The organism is Bacillus sp. EKM208B, from assembly GCF_011800725.1.
Taxonomy (GTDB): domain Bacteria; phylum Bacillota; class Bacilli; order Bacillales; family Bacillaceae; genus Bacillus; species Bacillus velezensis.
Map to the genome: position 1 here is coordinate 325447 of NZ_JAANHO010000004.1, position 16682 is coordinate 342128.

Sequence of the window (16682 nt, forward strand, 5' to 3'; positions counted from 1 at the left end):
CTTCCTTTCTCCAATAAATAGTTAGGTTTCCGAAATGAGTATAGCATGTTACCGGAAAACCTCAAAAGACTTTGTTTCAGTTTCTTTCTAACGCTTTTATGCTGCGGTGTAAAAACGTGAGATGAACGGCCGGCAATCCGCGGCTTTCCGCTTCTTTTACAAGGTAGCCGATAATCGCATCAACCTCTGTCCGCCTGCCTGCCATGATATCGACGAGCATGGAAGAATGATTTTTTTCCGTCAGTCTGCAAACTTCGCAAACCTTGTTCCACGCTTTTTCTCTATCGGCGAGGCCAAGAATTGTCTCCGCTTCTTCAAATACGTTTCTCATATACTTTTTGTAAGCATCATTTCTTAACAGCTCTCCGTTTTTCACGCGCAGCAATGCAGTTAACGGGTTGATGCATACATTTATGATCAGTTTTCCCGTTAACAGCCGATACCAGTCGTTTTCATCATATACGGGAAAATCCCGGTGCATGCCGGAAAAGATGCTTTTGAGCGTTTCCGGCCGGGATGCGCTGAATACACTCCATCTTACGGCTCCCGCTCCCGTATGTTCAACGGCATGATCTGATATCTTTTTTGCTCCGTGCTCAACAGTGCCGGCATAAAGCGAATGATCCGTATGCCAATCTTTCATGTCGTGTATGTGTCCCATACCGTTTTGCAAAAACAGCACATTCGTCCCTTTTATCGTCTCAAGGTCCCGCAGCACAGCACTGAGCTGATGCTGTTTAACGGCTGCGATTAAAAGGTCGAATCCGGAAGTGATGCCTGTTTGCGCTCTGCATGCCGCCGTACATTCTATTCCGTCTTTCAAAAGCCGTATACCGCCTGAGTTAATCGCATCAGCCTGCTCCGTCCGCCGCGTAATGACCGTTACCTGATGGCGGGACGATAAGTAGTAAGCACATAAAAGGCCTACCGCTCCGCCGCCGATAATTCCGATTTTCACACTGTCACACCCTATATCTGCATTTTTCCATATTATCATAGCAGAAGCCGCCGCAAATTACTTCAATTTCGTTTTGAGCAAAAAGACTGGCAAGCATATTATAGTTGGAATTTTCAATTAAAGCGTTTACAATAATGGTAGAACACAACAAAGGGGGAGTTTGTGTTGAAAATAGAGCGACTGCTCATCAACTTTAAGACACTCGAAGAATTTAAAAGGTTTAAGGAATACGGGATGCAGGAGCTGTCGATGCTTGAAGATCTTCAGGATAATATCATTGAAAATGACAGCACCTCGCCTTTTTACGGGATTTACTTCGGGGATAAACTAGTGGCGAGAATGAGTTTATATCAGGTAAACGGAGGCACGAATCCGTATTTTGATCAGCGTCAGGACTTTTTGGAACTTTGGAAGCTTGAGGTTCTTCCGGGCTATCAAAACAACGGATACGGAAAAGCGCTTGTTGATTTTGCAAAATCCTTCAGAATGCCGATCAGGACAAATTCACGCATGAAATCAGCAGATTTCTGGGATAAGATGAATTTTGAGCCCGTTAAATATGATATGGCGCGTGATAAAGGAGAAAATCCTTATATCTGGCATCCCGATATGGACGGTGAAATGACATCCGGAGAAACGGCATAATAAAAAACCGGCCGGGCCGCCGCCCCCAGGCCGGTTCATTTTACAGGCTCTGCGCCGATTTTCTGTCGTCTTCTTTTGAATTTACCATCCTTCTCGCTCTGTCCATAATGTCAATTAACGCTTTATAATCTTCTTCCGTCATCTCCAGCTTGTTTCTCAAGCTTTCATTTTCCTCACGCAGATCCTCGACTTCTTTTTGCAGCGCGGTCAGCTGTTCTGTGAGTTTTTCTTTTTCATGACGCACATCCGCTGCGGCCGGCGACTCTTTAAATTGCTGCAGAAACAAAATGACATCATCAATGGACAGCTCTTTTTCTCCTTCCGCCCTGCGGATCGGAGGCTGTTTGACGGTTCCCGGCAGATTGGCGGAATGCACCCCGATCTGCTTTCTTAATTCCTTCCGCTGTTTTTTCGCAAGTTCTATCCCTGACTGATATTGTTTTCTGACATAAGAATTCCATCTGAACCCGCAGGCGGCAGCCGTTCTCGTCAGCGCTCTGCCGACTTCTTCAAAAGCGGAAAGCTGGGTCCCGCCTTCCCGAATATGCCTGAGCACCACTTCGGCCAGCAGCAAATCTTCATCTTGCGTCCACGCGTCTTGTCTCGTTATCGTCAATCGTATCTCCCTCCATATTTGCTCATTTACCTCATACATATGCCGCTGATAGATTAGATAGACTACTGGCGCTCACAATTTTTTCGGCGGAAGCAGGCCGGAGGGGCAAAAAAAAAGAAAAGCGCAGGAACCGAGATTCCCGCGCTTTTCTTCATACATTAATTGCTTTTAACATTTATGTCTTTGCCGTTGTATGATCCGCATGCTTTACATACACGGTGAGACAATTTCATCTCTCCGCATGACGGGCATTCTGTCATACCAGGTACATTTAGTTTGAAATGTGTACGGCGCAATCTTTTTTTCATTTTAGAAGTTCTTCTAAAAGGTACAGCCATTATTCCCACCTCCTTAAAGAGTTAAGATTCATCATCTTGTGTTAAGAGCTTTTTCAGATCTGCAAGTCTGGGGTCGATTTGATTTTTCTTGTCTTCCTCAGAAATCACTTGCCAATCCTTCCCCACTTGGGGAGCGGCTCCTTCTTTTTGTTCAGTTTCACAAAAGACTTGCATAGGAATTTCTAAAAGAATCTCTTCTTTTATGATCGGAGTTAAGTCGACGATATCGTCTTCAGCAATATGAACGTCCTCATCTTCTATATCATCCGACTTATGAAATCTAAACAGTTCTTTTGTCGCGATTGTAAATGGATACGGCACATCAACTAAAGTTCTTGAGCACGGCAAAACCATTTCGCCTGAAATCGTAAAGTCAAACGAAACTTGCTTGGATTCAATCTCCGCGCGACCCTTCACCCGGACAGGAGAAATGCGGCGGATGTCAGAATTCAATTTTGTCAGCTCATTTAACTCAACTGTTTCATCAAATTCAAAGCTCTTTTTCGCCATTTGATGAAGCTGATAAATCGTCCATTTCATTTGTATCACCTCAGGAAAGCAACAAACATGATTATAGCTTTTCAGAATGTTTTTGTCAATATTTTTTCTTTACAGCATAATGCCGCCGTCATGCAATCGTTGACAGCCGGATAGGCTATGCATACACTAAACGAAACGGACTAAAATATGCACTTCATTTGCAAATGTACCACACGAAGCAAAACATAGCAAGAAAGGCGGGACAAATATGAAAGCAGTCGGCCTGGTTGTTGAATATAATCCCTTTCATAACGGACACCGCTATCATGCGGAACAAGCAAAAATCAAAACGGACAGCAGCGTCGCGGCGGCGGTGATGAGCGGCCCTTTTTTGCAGCGCGGGGAACCGGCCGCCGTCTCAAAGTGGGCCCGGACAAAAATGGCGCTGGAAAACGGCGTGGATATCGTCATTGAGCTCCCTTATATATATGCCGTACAAAAAGCGGAATTATTCGCGCGCGGCAGCGTTTCGCTTCTTCATCATTTAGGATGCAGCAGCTTGTTTTTCGGCAGCGAAAACGGGCGGATCGAACCCTTTATTGAAGCGTCTGAAGCGTTCAGCCGAAAGGAAGATGACTGCAGCCTGATTCTGAAAGAGGAGCTGAAAAAGGGTCTCAGCTATCCTGCCGCCGCCTCAAAAGCTTTTTCACACATATTCAAAGGGCGGGACATGCTCGATTTGTCCAAGCCGAACAATATTCTCGGTTTTCACTACGTTAGAGCGATACACACCTCCGGTTCCGCTATGAAGCCTTATACAACAGCCAGAATCGCTTCCCAATATCATGACGCCGAGCTTCCCGGAGATAACAGCCGGATAGCCAGCGCAACAAGCATCCGGAGAGCGCTGATAGAAAAAGGAACGGCGGCCGCAAAGAGCTTTCTCCCGGAAGCATCTGCGCGTCAGCTGGAGGCATACAGAAATTCATACGGAATATGGCACAGCACGGAAGACTATTTTTCATATGTAAAATACAGCCTCAGCACTCTTTCCGCTGAAGAATTGAGCCGAATCTATGAAGTGGAAGAAGGCCTTGAGCACAGAATTCTGCGCACCATCAGACAAGCCCGATCCTATCGCGAAATGATGGAACGATTGAAAACAAAACGATACACGTGGACGAGGCTGCAGCGGATGAACACGCACATTCTGACACGGACGAAAAAAGAAGACATGCATCGGCTCTTGCAGCCTTCAAGCGCTCCTTATATCCGTCTTCTCGGAATGACGAAAAAAGGACAGGCGTACCTGTCGGCAAAGAAAAAAGAGCTTACCGCACCTCTCGTCAGCAAGCTCTCTTCTTTCTCTCATCCCGCTCTGGATCTGGACATACTGGCGGGACGGGTTTACAGCCTGCCGATAAAAGAACCTGAACGCACATTGTTTGAGAAGCAGGAATTTTCACAAGCCCCGATCCGCTATGATGAAGACGAAAAGCGTTTTTTGAATGCGTAAAAAAAGCACCTGACTGTATCAGGTGCTTTTTACTTTCAGCTGATCCAAATAGTCAAGTGCGTCCTGCATGGTGTCGACAGGGACGATCTTCATATCGGACTTGATTGCTTTCGCCGTTTTTACCGCATTTTTGTAATCAGAATTTTCAGCTCCGTTTTGATTCGGCGCAAAGAAAATATCTTTTCCCGCTTTGTCTGCGGCGACGACTTTCTGATCGATTCCGCCGATCGGTCCGACTTTGCCGTCCACGTCGATTGTCCCCGTTCCGGCTATATTATAGCCTTTTGTTTCGTCAGGTTTTGTCAGCTGGTTGTAAATTTCTAAAGACATCATGAGACCCGCAGAAGGCCCGCCGATGTTTTCAATGCTGAAATGAAGATCCGGCTTCACTTTCACGTTCCGGTCCGTATATAACGCGACGCCGATTCCCGCTCTTTTCGGGTCGTCCGGGAATGATTTCAGCACAATGTCAACGGTCTTTTCTTTCGTGTCCCGTTCAATGTGAAACGTTACTTTTTCCCCCGCTTTTTTGCTGCTGATATAATCAATCAGCTTTTCAGCGGATTCGTATGTTTTCCCGTCCGCGCTGATGATTTTATCACCGACCTCTATTTTTCCTTTTGCCGGCATGTCAGAGACGACTGAGCTGGCATAAATGCCGTTAAATGAGTATTTCACCTGTTTCCCGGCTTTTTGATAAGCGGCAATGACCGCGTTTTCTTGGGAGCTTTTCATCATTTGCAGCTGGCGCTTCATATAATCCGAGTCCGATTCGCCCTCTTCTTTTATGCTTTCGTCAGGGACGATTTCATCGTAAGGATGCACTTTCGCCCAAAGATATGTATACGGATTGGCAGGGCCTACTTTGACAGTCATCAAGGAAAGGCTTCCTTTTTCAGGATAGCCTCCGTCCACCTTAATCAGCGGTCTCAGCTCTGATGCTTCTCCCGGCTGTGTGATGTAATACGGAAGCTTAATAAATGTAACAGCGATTAATAAGATCAGGATGATAAACACCCAGCGAAAATGTTTTGCTTTCATATGAGTTAGCCCTCCCAGTTCTCTATTTCTTGTTTAATCCGGCCGATCATCCGGTCTGCGGCTTCTTCGCCCGCTGTGATCATATGATCAATGTTGGCAAAAGAACTTGAGCTGAATGATTCAAGAGAAGGGCGGATCATGACGTCTGCGGCAATGGTCTGGTGACGGACCAATTCATTTTGCAGTATATCCATACTTTGCATGATTACATCAAAAATATGTGCCGCCTTTTCCGTTTTTTTCACCCGGGATACGTCAGAGGCGATGACGATATCAGCACCCATATCTTTTACGGCGGAAACCGGTATTCTGTCGACCACCGCGCCGTCGACTAACATACGTCCGTTCATTTTTTGCGGGACGAAAACGCCCGGTATGCTGATGCTCGCTCGGACGGCTTCGGATACTGAACCTTTCGTAAAAACAAGCTTTTCGCCGGTCTGAAGGTCGCAGGCCACAATGCCGAGCGGGATCCGCAGTTCTTCTATCGGCTTGCCGTACGTATAGGCATGAACGAGCTGCCTGATGCGGTCTCCTTTTAAAAAACCAAGCCTCGGCATCGTATAATCCGCGTACAGCCGCCGTTTAAATGCTTTAGCGACTTTTTTCATCGTGGCCACGTCATGCCCGGCCGCATAAAAGCTCCCGACTAATGCTCCCATGCTGCTGCCGGCAATCATATCAATTGGAATCTCATGCTTATGTAAACTGGATAACACTCCGAGATGAGCGATGCCTCTTGCCCCTCCCGAACCTAACGCTAACCCGATTGTAGGTTTGGCCAACGCGACGAACCCCCTAATAGACATCCTATACATGAATTCTATGGTCTAAATTGAACCCCTATGCTCGTATATTAGTACAGGATGACAAATAGGTACTTGCCCGGCCGCCTTTAAGGTCTGTTCTATATTTTATCATGATATAAATGTCAGTGTGCAATTTTAGCATCGGGGAGGTAAGAATGAATTTGTCTAAGTTTCATACATTTTTGATTTCATTGTTTTTCATTTTTTTGACGGCGACGGTTATTTCACACCCTCAGGCCTCATTCGAAGCCTCCAAAACCGGTCTTTCCATGTGGTGGGAGGTAGTTTTTCCTTCATTGCTTCCGTTTTTTATTCTATCTGAGCTTTTAATCGGATTCGGCATTGTCAAGTTTGTCGGCCTTTTACTCGAACCCTTTATGCGTCCCATTTTCAGAGTGCCGGGGGTCGGCGGATTTGTACTGGCTATGGGCATGGCTTCAGGCAATCCGGCCGGCGCGAAGCTGACTGCACGGCTGCGCCAGGATAAACAAATCTCCAGAGTAGAGGCTGAACGCCTCGTCTCTTTTACCAATTCATCCAATCCGTTATTTATATTCGCTGCTGTGGCAGTCGGCTTTTTTCATAACGCGTCTCTCGGCATTCTGCTGGCATCGGCTCACTATCTCGGAAACATCGCCGTCGGCCTGACGATGCGTTCATACGGACGGAAAGAAGAAGCGGCGTATACCGGTAAAAAGACGATCGCTCTCCCTTCTCTGAAGGAAGCATTTCTGGCCCTCCACAAGGCGCGGCTTTCGGAAAAGCGGCCGCTCGGAAAAATTTTGGGCGACGCCGTCACCTCTTCTGTACAAACCTTGCTGATGGTGGGCGGTTTTATTATATTGTTTTCGGTTTTCAGCCGGTTATTATCAATCGTACAAGTCATGGATGTGCTTTCTGTATTTACAAACGCGCTGCTTTCGCTTTTTCATCTTCCGGCAAATCTGGACATCCCTCTTATCAGCGGGATGTTTGAAATTACACTTGGGAGCAAACTGGTCAGTGAAGCTGATGCCGACTTGCTGCCGAAAGCCATGATTGTGAGTTTTATTCTCGGGTTCAGCGGCCTTTCCGTACAGGCCCAGGTAGCCGGCATTTTATCGGAAACAGATATCCGCTTTAAACCGTTTTTCGCGGCGCGTATCCTTCAGGGCATTTATGCCGCACTCTTTATTCTCTTACTGTGGAAGCCGCTTTACCTTGCATTGGACGAACCTTACCAGTCCGTATTCCTCCCTTTCCGCGATCAGGAAGCGGTATCTGCTGTCGTCAGCGGATGGAATACACTTGTTGAAACCGGACCCGCCATCACGCTGACAGCTCTCGCCGTATACGCATTGATTTATTGTTACAGGCTGTCAGCACGGACAAAAAAAGGATGAGACGCCAATCAGCGCTTCTCATCCTTTAAATTTCTGCTTCAGCGCCTGTTCAACTTCCGGAGGAACAAACTCTGAAACAGGCCCGTTATATTTTGCGACTTCTTTTACGATGCTTGAACTTAAAAAAGAGTACTGATTGTTCGTCATCATAAAAAAAGTTTCTATTGATTCGTCGAGCACGCGGTTGACGGAAGTCCCCTGCATCTCATATTCGAAGTCAGAAACGGCTCTGAGCCCCCTGATAATCGCCTTCGCCCGCTTTTTTTTCGCATAGTCGATTAACAGTCCCTGTGACGTCTCGACCGTAACATTCGGTATGTCTTTTGTCACTTCTCTTAACAGCTCACATCGTTCCTCAACTGTAAACAGCGGCTGCTTAGAAGAATTATTGAGCACGCATACGTACACCTGCTCAAACACGTTTGCCCCCCGTCTGATAATGTCCAGATGTCCGTAGGTAACGGGATCAAAACTTCCGGGACATACAGCTATACTTGCCACATCACTACCCCCTATTTCGGTATATCGTCACTCCTGTAAGCCCGTAAATTTCCCTTCTTGTTACGGAAAGCGCGCCGACGGCTTCAGGAAGCGCAACGGCTTTATCATGCTCGGCTACGACAAAACCGTCTTCATTCAGCATGTTCTGCTCATCAATCATTTCGATAAGCGCTTTCAGCTTTTGCTCCTTATACGGAGGATCTAAGAAAATTCCGTCAAAACCTTTTTCCCGTTTCGCCGCGGCATAGAGAGCCCGCTCTGCATCATTGCGGTATACTTCCGCTGAAGACAGCAGATCAAGCGCTTTGATATTCGCTTTTACCGTTTGGATGGCTTTGAAATCACGATCCACAAAGATACAGCGGTCAAATCCGCGCGACAGCGCTTCAATCCCGAGACCGCCGCTCCCCGCAAATAAATCCAGCCCCGTTCCTCCGTCAAAATACGGGCCGATCATATTAAAAATAGACTCTTTTACTTTATCCGTCGTCGGCCTTGTTGATGTGCCCGGCACAGCCTTTAAGGCTCGTCCTTTTCTTGAACCGGAAATTACTCTCATTATTCACACCACTTTTTCTGAAAACTTTGATGTTTCTCATCGGCTGAGCCGTTATGTATCAAAACAATCCTTATCTTATCATAAAGCATTCTTTCAAACAATGAACGTGAAACCGTGTATACATATTCACATTCCTGTCAAGACTAAGTGTAACAGCATCAATGAATGATGTTGTTGCCAACCGCGGAGAAGACTTACGTTTCCCCATAAGTTCTTCCTCCGGTTTCTCCTCTCCCTTTTCCTTCTCCTTAACTTGTTAAGGAATAGAAGGACCCCGCAGGTATCTGCGGGGATTTTTTTATATACCGACTTTATAATCGTACTCTTTCGCTTTATCAAGCTTTGATTCAAATTCCAGCTTTAAAAAAGGTTTATAAGAAGGCTCTACCTTCTTCACATAAGAATAAGAAGAAATCTTTTCCATTGTTTTTTCGATTAGATCCATATCGCAATACAGCACAACGTATTTCAGCCGCTTGGAAACATAATGAACGTTGCCGAATTTTCTCAGCATTTTGCTGTGTTTTAAAGAATGCAGATATACGATTATGCCTTGGCGCTTATTTTCCATCATGATCACCCGCCTGACTTTCTGTTCATTTTATGTAAAAGACGAGACGGCCGTCTCGTCAGGAAACTTTGCATCCGCAGCCGCCGCCGGAACCGCACCCGCCGCCGCAGGATGACAGGCCGTCAAAATAAGGATTCCCCGTCGGAACTTTTACATGCTCCGAGACGGCCGTTCCGAGTTCAATGCTGATCTCGTCAAGCAGCGACTGAAGCTCAGTCTCCGCTTTTTTAAATTCGGCCACCTTATCGTTTAAATCCAGTTCCCGCTTCATTTCTCTCATTTTGCGGGAAATCTCTCTATAATCAGGATGGTATTTGCCAAAGCGCTGCACATCCTCATACTGCTCTTTAACGCTCATAAAAGAACGAATGATCCGCCCTGCCTCTTCATCTTCACGGAGACGCTTGTAACAATCGCGGTAATTTTCAGCCGTCTCAGACTGCAGAATCATGCCGGCAAGCTGCTCCGCTTCACTTTGAAGCTTGACGGACTCAATTGTTGCATACATAAATACGCACCTCCAGTTGCTAGTTTACCATGAAACCACCCAATTGGAAAATGCGGCGTTTAAACGCTTTTTAATCCTGTGAACGCATGGCGTGAACCATCTGCATCATCATCTGCGCCATTTGAATCCCGTTTGAGAATTGGCTTACCCGATGCGGTATCGTCTTTTCATAAAAATTCATCATGTCAAGCTGAAAGGAATTGAGATCGTCCGGTTTTCTCGCAAGTCTGCGGTACCAGACGGGACGCTGCCGTATAAACCGTTTCCGTTCCTCATCTGCGGATATGAATTCCTGAACCTCTTTTCGCATACACGATCCCCTTCTTTAATCCTTCCTGAACGAAAAAGGATGTTGTCCGGAGCCTTGCCGGGGCTGCTTCGTGCTGCTCCCCGAAAATTGGCTTAAAAGGCTTTGCAATGATGAAATGGATTGGCTCATTTTATTGATCTGCTCATTCATTTGGTTGATATCCATCTTTTTGACGGCAGTGACCATTTTTGAAACGAAATCGTTTTTTTCAGCTGGTTCCTGTTTGGTTTCCGCGTCGGAAGAAGGCTGAACGGCCTCGTCTTTAAAAGGGGTCCATATCGGATCATCCTCGCCCAGAAGAACCCAGTTTTCATAGACTTCCTGCCAGCTTCTTTGTTCCTTGCGAACATTTTGGATCAGTTTGGGATGCTTTTTTACGAATTGTTTAAAATCATCGATTGATTGCCGTGATTGCTGATTCGCCACAATTCTCACCCCCTCCGAAAAGTTTTGCCTGCTATAATGTATCGGTTCATTCGCCTTAATGTTCGCCTAAATTGCGAAAAAAAGCAGGTATATTTTTTTCAGCAGGAGCGCCGCTCGCGAAAAAACATAAAAAAACCGCGGGGGACGCGCCCCTCTGCGGTTTTTACTGCCAAGGCTTAATGAAGTTTTGCGTATAATACTTCCGGTCCACGCCGACACCGAGGTGCGTATAATCCGGGCTTAACAGCGCCTTTCTGTGGCCTTCGCTGTTCAGCCAGCCCTCCACGGCTGCAGGACCGTCCACATAGTTGTAGGCAATATTTTCACCGGCCTCCCGGTATTTCACATCGCCTTTTTCCAAGCGGTCCTTCAGAGTCCCGTATTTCTTTGAGACGTGAGAGAAATACTTGTTATCCTTCATGTCCTTGCTGTGGCCGAATGCCACTTTTGCGGCGCCTTCGTCCCATTTCAGCCTTGCCAGTCCGTGTTTCACGCGGATGACATTTGTAATGTCGAGAATCTGCTGCTCACTCGCTCGTTCAATGTCGTTCCATTTTTCATCAGAAACTGGCTCGGGTTCTGTCAGCTTTCCTCTGTACATGACTTCATACGGCCTTTGTTTCACAAGTGTTTCCGCATCAAATGCCCTGATGCTTGACAGATTCCCGTCAAATTTGTCCATGTACAGCTGAACATACATCCCGCCTATTTTAACGGTGGGACGGGTATTGATATCTTCTTCAGAAAACTCGAACCGATACGTGTTTCCCTTGTCAGTCACATTGACAAAAGGAGAAACCTGCGTCGTTTTAAAAACTTCGCCCGTCGATTCGCCGATCTTAAACGGTTTTGCGTTGATGCCGCTTCCCGAAGCATATAAAGTCACGGCTTTATCATTCAAAATACCGACTTGTACGTATTGGTCTTTCCCCTGGTTGTACACCCACCACTCGTAATCGTAGGCAGAAGGATCTTTCCGGGACGGTTCCCCAAGTTTCTTTTTCACATCGGCGGCAGATTTCCCCATGAGAGAAAGCAGTCCGGATGACGGCATTTTCAGCCGTTTTCCGCTCTCTTCTTCATTGGAAACCTGAGGCTCCTCCTGATCCGTCTTTTTCTGAGGAGCCGATCCATATTGTATAAACAGAACATACGCTCCGTAAATAAGCAAAAGGATAACGAGAGCCCTTGCGATATTTTTCAACCTCTCACCCCCATATGTTCAAACCGTTCTGTTTTTGTTTACTCTTATACAGTACAGCCTATTTGCATCGTCCGTGATTTATGTTTAATGGATAAACCCCTCCGGACCGCCGTCTTCAGAAATGTCAGACAGCGCCCGGCCTGCTTGCTCATTTGATTGCTCGGCCAACGAAAGATCGCCGAGCGTAACAATGCCGACCAGTTTTTTATCCTTTGTGACGGGAATTCTTCTGAGCTGATGTTCAGCCATCAAATGGAGCACCTCCTCCACAGAGGCGTCTTCTTCTGCACTGATAACCCGCTCTGTCATTGCGTCGGTTATTTTTTGAGAGTTCGGCTTTTTTGAAGCAATTCCCCGTAATACGAGATCTCTGTCTGTCACGATCCCGACAAGGGTCGCGCCGTCTTCATCCACTATCGGAATGGCGCCGACATCCGCGTCTTTCATCTTCACCGCAGCTTCATATACATTATCTAATACTGTACAATATTGCAAGTCTGACGTCATGAGCTTATTGATCTTTGTCATTGCGGAATTCCTCCTTTTTTCTGCTACTATTGTCGTCAAATTTTTCTTTTTGCATACTTTCACCGTATGAATCATTGAAAGTGTAACGCTTTCATACTATGATTGTCAGGAAAGGGCATTTTTAAAAGGAGGGGGAAGGTTTGAAGTTTGAAAACAGCGGTCTTGAAGGGGTAACAGCGGAGCTCAGCCGCTTGAATGATCTGATGGAAGGTAAAGGGCTCATTCTGGCTGGACAATGGGATTATGAAAGAGTGACTTACGACAAAAAGTTTTCAGTACCTGAGGGAACATTTTATCTGCGGATTCAAGGAACGGCAAAAGAGGGCGATGTCGGCGGCAGCAGGGCCGTGATTCAGCTGAAGGCCCCTCTTTTAGGAAAGCATTATTATCCGCACGGCGTAGAATACGGCAGCGCTGAAGAATTTCCGGAACATGTCGTCGCTGAAAGCAAAGCTTTACTGCTTGAATTGGAAGAGTCATTAAAAACAGTGCAAATGTAATAAAAAAGTACAGCATATTCTGCTGTACTTTTTTTATGAGACGGTATGCTCGATATACGGCGGCTCTGACAGCGTATCTTTTTCCCGTTCCGTTCTGACCCACTGAAAAAAGATGACAGCCAAATAAGTTCCGTAGACCGCCTCTTGAATGATTTTCATCAGTACTGCCCCAAGCTGCTGATCTTCCAGAGGAGGCAGCGTGTTAAACATCTCCGGTCCGGATAAAGGGATCTCCTCCAGCAAATCTAAAGGAACGCAAAGCTTCATTGCTTCGGCCCAAGCCGCCGGATCTGTATACGTGGCATACATGGGCGCCCCGCTGAACATAATGAGCGCGCAGGCCGGCGTTAACAGAATCCCGTCTGCCATAATATACCCCAGCTTCATTAAACCGCTGAGACGGGGCAGACCGTCCACCTTATGCACAAGCGGCCACCACATAAAAAACGCCGTTACAAAGATGAGTCCGTTCATCAGCGTGTGATACAGCGAATCCGTTTTGACGAAATCAAATATAAACGGGATGTGATACAGTGAAAAAATACCGTTAAACAGCACTAATGCAATAAGCGGCATTGAAAAGAACGAAAACAGCGGCTTTACGACAGGACGGAAGATCAGTTTTTTCCATGCCCAGCCGGGAATTCCGGAAATCAACAGCGGCGGTACGACTAAAAACAGAACCGCCATCTGCGCCATATGGGCACTGAACATCACATGGCCCAATAAATCAACCGGACTTCCCGCAGCCGTGTAAAAAAATAGCGCGGAAAGCACAAACAGCACCTTCTCCTTAGCGGCCACACGTCCTTTATGCCGGCTGCACCAGTAAAAGTAAACACCTGTTATCACGGCAGTTATACAAAACAGATACGGGCTCCACATTGCGCGAAACCCGAACATTTCCAAATTAATCAAATCTCTCACTCCCCGCCGTCCCGATTACCACCAAATAATCGTGACAAATGCAAGCACGGTGATAAACGCGACAAATATTCCCGAATACAGAAATAATGACGGCGCTTCATGCCCCTTCTGGCTCATATGCATAAAGTAAAACAGCTGAAAGATGACCTGGATGACCGCAAGCAGGATCAGAAACGGCATCGTAAACCATCCGGCAATGCCGTCAGCAGCCACCGTCAAAAACGCGACAAGCGTAAGGCCGATCATCAAACCGAAGGATATGACCTGATATTTCATCTCCTCGGCATTTTTCTTTTTCCGATATTCGAGATCCGTACTGACAGTCCCTCTGTTTTTGTTATCGTCCATCGTTATCCCACCATCCCCATCAAATATACAACGGTAAAGATAAAGACCCACACGACATCGATAAAATGCCAATATAAGCTGGCCACATAATATTTCGGCGCATTATAAAGGCTGAGCCCTCTTTTCGCATTCCGGATCATAAGCGCGCTGATCCACAACAGCCCGAACGCCACGTGTGCTCCGTGTGTGCCGACCAGCGTGTAAAACGCTGAGCCGAGCGCAGAGCTTGTAATGGTAAAGCCGAATTCGTGAGTGTAATGCATAAATTCATAGATTTCTACCCCTAAAAATCCTGCTCCCAATAAAACGGTAACCAGAAGCCACACCTGCATTTTTTTAAAGGAGAAATTTTTCATATGATACATCGCATACACACTCGTTAAGCTGCTCGTTAAAAGAAGCATCGTCGCGATAAATACGATCGGCAGCTCAAACATCTCAGCCGTTGACGGCCCTCCGGCTTTAGATTCCCGTAAAGCAAGGAATGTCGCAAATAGCGAGGCGAACAGAACCGTTTCGCCGCCGAGAAACAGCCAAAATCCCAAAAACTTATTTTTCCCTTCCAGCGTTGCTTTTTCAGGAGAAGCCGGAAAGGTTTCAGCCGTCATTTTTTCCTGCAGCTGCATTACGCCTTCACCCCTTTATCATCATTCGGCAGATCTTCTTTGTGAATATGATAGCCGTAATCATCGACCACAGAGCGAAGCAGCATGGTAAAGAATGTGATGCCGAGCCCTATGAAGATAACCGGAAGCCCCCATGAATAATCGGAGTGGTATAAAAACCCGAACGCTGCGACAAACAGCCCGAAAGATATGATAAACGGCATGATGGAGCCGTTCGGCATATGAATGTCCTCTACAGGCTCTGCTGGCGCCATCCCTTCATTTCCGGCCTGCTTTTCAATCCACAGCGGGTCAAGTCCCCGGACAAACGGAAGCTGTTTAAAATTATATTCCGGCGGCGGCGAAGAGACCGCCCATTCAAGCGTACGACCGTCCAGCCACGGGTCGTTCCCGACGTATTTCCCCTTTATTGAGGTATAAATAATATTGACCACGAGTAAAGCAGCCGCGCCCGCCATGAAAAACGCGCCGATTGAACTGATCAGGTTGCCGGTATCAAGACCCTGGCCGGGCAGATATGTGTAAACGCGCCGCGGCATTCCCATCAAGCCGAGGAAATGCTGAATGAAGAAGGTAAGATGAAACCCGATAAAAAATAAGACGAACGAAATTTTTCCCATCGTTTCATGAAGCACCTTCCCGAACATTTTCGGCCACCAGAAATGCACACCCGCCAGGATGCCGAACACAACGCCGCCGATAATGACATAGTGGAAATGCGCTACGACAAAATACGTATCATGGAACTGATAATCTGCCGCTGCGGCCGCCAGCATGACACCCGTGACTCCTCCGAGTACGAAAGAAGGAATAAAGGCGACGGCATACAGCATAGGCGTCGTGAATTTGACGTTACCTCCCCAGATGGTCAAAAGCCAGTTGAAAATTTTAATGCCCGTAGGCACCGCGATCGCCATCGTCGCAACCGCAAATATTGCATTAGCGATCGGTCCGAGTCCCGTCGTAAACATGTGGTGAACCCAAACCATGAACCCGAGAAAGCCGATCAGCACGATCGCAAAGACCATAGACGAATAACCGAACAGACGTTTCCTCGCAAATACGGGAATGATTTCTGAAAAAATCCCAAAGGCGGGAAGAATTAAAATGTATACTTCCGGATGCCCGAAAATCCAAAACAGATGCTCCCAGATTATCGTATTGCCGCCCAATTCAGGATTAAAGAAATTCGTTCCGAACAAACGATCCAGCATCATCAGCGCCAAACCGACGGTGAGCGGAGGAAATGCGAATAAAATGAGTGCCGACGCCACAAATGTCGTCCACGTAAACAACGGCAATCTCATATACGTCAAACCCGGCGCCCTCATATTAATAATCGTGGCGAGAAAATTGATCCCCGCAATCAGCGTACCTAAGCCTGATATTTGCAGGCCGAGCACGAAAAAGTCTATGCCGTGCCCTTTCGAATTTAGCGCAAGTGACGCGTACGACGTCCATCCTGCATCAGGAGCGCCCCCTAAAAACCAGCTCAGATTCAAAAAGATGCCTCCGAAGAAAAACAGCCAAAATCCGAGCGCATTCAAAAATGGGAATGATACGTCACGCGCCCCGATCTGCAGCGGCACAACCGCGTTCATCAGCCCGAATAACAGCGGCATCGCCGCCAGGAAGATCATTGTCGTGCCGTGCATCGTCATAATTTCATTAAACTGCTGCGCACCCATAAAATCGTTCCCCGGCCTCAAGAGCTGAATCCTGATAAGCATGGCCTCAAGTCCGCCGACGACGAAGAAAAATCCCCCGGCGATCATATATAAAATCGCGATTTTCTTATGGTCAACCGTCGTCAAATAATCCCAAAGCAAAGAGCTTTTTCTTTGCTGTCCTGTAAGCGTATTCATCATTTGCGACCTCCCCCCTGATAT

22 protein-coding genes are annotated in these 16682 nt (G+C 46.8%); 4 read left to right on the plus strand and 18 right to left on the minus strand.

The window, feature by feature from the left end; all coding sequences use genetic code 11:
- Positions 1–76 precede the first annotated feature (76 nt).
- The gene (locus G9F75_RS09530) at positions 77–958 is read right to left on the minus strand and encodes a 2-dehydropantoate 2-reductase (RefSeq protein ID WP_029973504.1); all 882 of its coding nucleotides are present in this window, start codon (positions 956–958) and stop codon (positions 77–79) included.
- 162 nt (positions 959–1120) lie between these two features.
- Between G9F75_RS09530 and G9F75_RS09535 the strand changes: the two genes are divergently transcribed.
- Positions 1121–1603, plus strand: a complete 483-nt coding sequence (locus tag G9F75_RS09535) for an N-acetyltransferase (RefSeq protein ID WP_012117497.1) — start codon at positions 1121–1123, stop codon at positions 1601–1603.
- Between the two features lie 40 nt (positions 1604–1643).
- Here G9F75_RS09535 and gerR read toward each other — a convergent pair whose 3' ends face one another.
- The 3 genes from gerR to G9F75_RS09550 form a co-directional block, all read right to left on the minus strand.
- Positions 1644–2219 carry a sporulation-specific transcriptional regulator GerR gene (gene gerR / locus G9F75_RS09540; RefSeq protein ID WP_003154450.1) on the minus strand — a complete coding sequence of 192 codons (576 nt, stop codon included), beginning with the start codon at positions 2217–2219 and terminating at the stop codon, positions 1644–1646.
- Between the two features lie 158 nt (positions 2220–2377).
- Positions 2378–2557, minus strand: a complete 180-nt coding sequence (gene rpmF / locus G9F75_RS09545) for a 50S ribosomal protein L32 (protein ID WP_003154457.1) — start codon at positions 2555–2557, stop codon at positions 2378–2380.
- A 21-nt stretch (positions 2558–2578) separates the two neighbouring features.
- Positions 2579–3097 carry a YceD family protein gene (locus G9F75_RS09550; RefSeq protein WP_007611260.1) on the minus strand — a complete coding sequence of 173 codons (519 nt, stop codon included), beginning with the start codon at positions 3095–3097 and terminating at the stop codon, positions 2579–2581.
- 208 nt (positions 3098–3305) lie between these two features.
- Here G9F75_RS09550 and G9F75_RS09555 point away from each other — a divergent pair, with 208 nt between their 5' ends.
- Positions 3306–4553 carry a nucleotidyltransferase gene (locus G9F75_RS09555; RefSeq protein WP_021493721.1) on the plus strand — a complete coding sequence of 416 codons (1248 nt, stop codon included), beginning with the start codon at positions 3306–3308 and terminating at the stop codon, positions 4551–4553.
- Between the two features lie 18 nt (positions 4554–4571).
- On the opposite strand, the gene G9F75_RS09560 is transcribed toward G9F75_RS09555, so the two are convergent.
- On the minus strand, positions 4572–5594 hold the full coding sequence (locus G9F75_RS09560) for a SepM family pheromone-processing serine protease (RefSeq protein ID WP_012117493.1): 1023 nt from the start codon (positions 5592–5594) through the stop codon (positions 4572–4574).
- A gap of 5 nt (positions 5595–5599) precedes the next feature.
- Positions 5600–6379, minus strand: a complete 780-nt coding sequence (locus tag G9F75_RS09565) for a patatin family protein (protein WP_167409072.1) — start codon at positions 6377–6379, stop codon at positions 5600–5602.
- Between the two features lie 179 nt (positions 6380–6558).
- Here G9F75_RS09565 and ylbJ point away from each other — a divergent pair, with 179 nt between their 5' ends.
- Positions 6559–7785, plus strand: a complete 1227-nt coding sequence (gene ylbJ / locus G9F75_RS09570) for a sporulation integral membrane protein YlbJ (RefSeq protein WP_053573413.1) — start codon at positions 6559–6561, stop codon at positions 7783–7785.
- Between the two features lie 18 nt (positions 7786–7803).
- Here the strand turns inward: ylbJ and coaD are convergent, their stop codons facing one another.
- From coaD to G9F75_RS09610, 8 genes are all read right to left on the minus strand, one after another.
- Positions 7804–8286, minus strand: coding sequence for a pantetheine-phosphate adenylyltransferase (gene coaD, locus G9F75_RS09575; protein WP_014417707.1), 483 nt, complete (start codon positions 8284–8286; stop codon positions 7804–7806).
- Positions 8287–8290: 4 nt separating this feature from the next.
- Positions 8291–8845, minus strand: a complete 555-nt coding sequence (rsmD, locus tag G9F75_RS09580) for a 16S rRNA (guanine(966)-N(2))-methyltransferase RsmD (RefSeq protein ID WP_007409693.1) — start codon at positions 8843–8845, stop codon at positions 8291–8293.
- A gap of 298 nt (positions 8846–9143) precedes the next feature.
- Positions 9144–9416 (minus strand): YlbG family protein, encoded by a 273-nt coding sequence (locus G9F75_RS09585; protein ID WP_003154470.1) that lies wholly within the window; start codon positions 9414–9416, stop codon positions 9144–9146.
- A gap of 58 nt (positions 9417–9474) precedes the next feature.
- Positions 9475–9924: a regulatory iron-sulfur-containing complex subunit RicF gene (ricF, locus tag G9F75_RS09590; RefSeq protein ID WP_003154472.1), complete on the minus strand. Its 450-nt coding sequence runs from the start codon at positions 9922–9924 to the stop codon at positions 9475–9477.
- Between the two features lie 70 nt (positions 9925–9994).
- Positions 9995–10234, minus strand: coding sequence for a YlbE-like family protein (locus G9F75_RS09595; RefSeq protein WP_003154475.1), 240 nt, complete (start codon positions 10232–10234; stop codon positions 9995–9997).
- A gap of 15 nt (positions 10235–10249) precedes the next feature.
- Complete coding sequence (locus tag G9F75_RS09600) at positions 10250–10660, minus strand: YlbD family protein (RefSeq protein WP_045207344.1); 411 nt, start codon at positions 10658–10660, stop codon at positions 10250–10252.
- A gap of 163 nt (positions 10661–10823) precedes the next feature.
- Positions 10824–11864, minus strand: coding sequence for a CAP domain-containing protein (locus G9F75_RS09605; RefSeq protein ID WP_014417703.1), 1041 nt, complete (start codon positions 11862–11864; stop codon positions 10824–10826).
- A gap of 84 nt (positions 11865–11948) precedes the next feature.
- A complete protein-coding gene (locus tag G9F75_RS09610; RefSeq protein ID WP_014417702.1) occupies positions 11949–12392 on the minus strand; it encodes a CBS domain-containing protein in 444 nt (147 codons plus the stop codon).
- Between the two features lie 140 nt (positions 12393–12532).
- Between G9F75_RS09610 and G9F75_RS09615 the strand changes: the two genes are divergently transcribed.
- On the plus strand, positions 12533–12892 hold the full coding sequence (locus G9F75_RS09615) for a YugN family protein (protein ID WP_007409688.1): 360 nt from the start codon (positions 12533–12535) through the stop codon (positions 12890–12892).
- A gap of 33 nt (positions 12893–12925) precedes the next feature.
- On the opposite strand, the gene ctaG is transcribed toward G9F75_RS09615, so the two are convergent.
- Genes ctaG through ctaD form a run of 4 tightly spaced genes read right to left on the minus strand, consistent with a single transcriptional unit; the run spans position 12926 to position 16661 of the window.
- Positions 12926–13810, minus strand: a complete 885-nt coding sequence (gene ctaG, locus G9F75_RS09620; RefSeq protein WP_017417722.1) for a cytochrome c oxidase assembly factor CtaG — start codon at positions 13808–13810, stop codon at positions 12926–12928.
- 24 nt (positions 13811–13834) lie between these two features.
- Complete coding sequence (ctaF, locus tag G9F75_RS09625; protein WP_007409686.1) at positions 13835–14167, minus strand: cytochrome c oxidase subunit IVB; 333 nt, start codon at positions 14165–14167, stop codon at positions 13835–13837.
- A 2-nt stretch (positions 14168–14169) separates the two neighbouring features.
- Positions 14170–14793, minus strand: coding sequence for a cytochrome c oxidase subunit III (gene ctaE, locus G9F75_RS09630; RefSeq protein WP_003154482.1), 624 nt, complete (start codon positions 14791–14793; stop codon positions 14170–14172).
- Positions 14793–16661, minus strand: a complete 1869-nt coding sequence (ctaD, locus tag G9F75_RS09635) for a cytochrome c oxidase subunit I (protein ID WP_007611227.1) — start codon at positions 16659–16661, stop codon at positions 14793–14795. The genes ctaE and ctaD overlap by 1 nt, the downstream gene beginning before the upstream one ends.
- Positions 16662–16682: the final 21 nt, after the last annotated feature.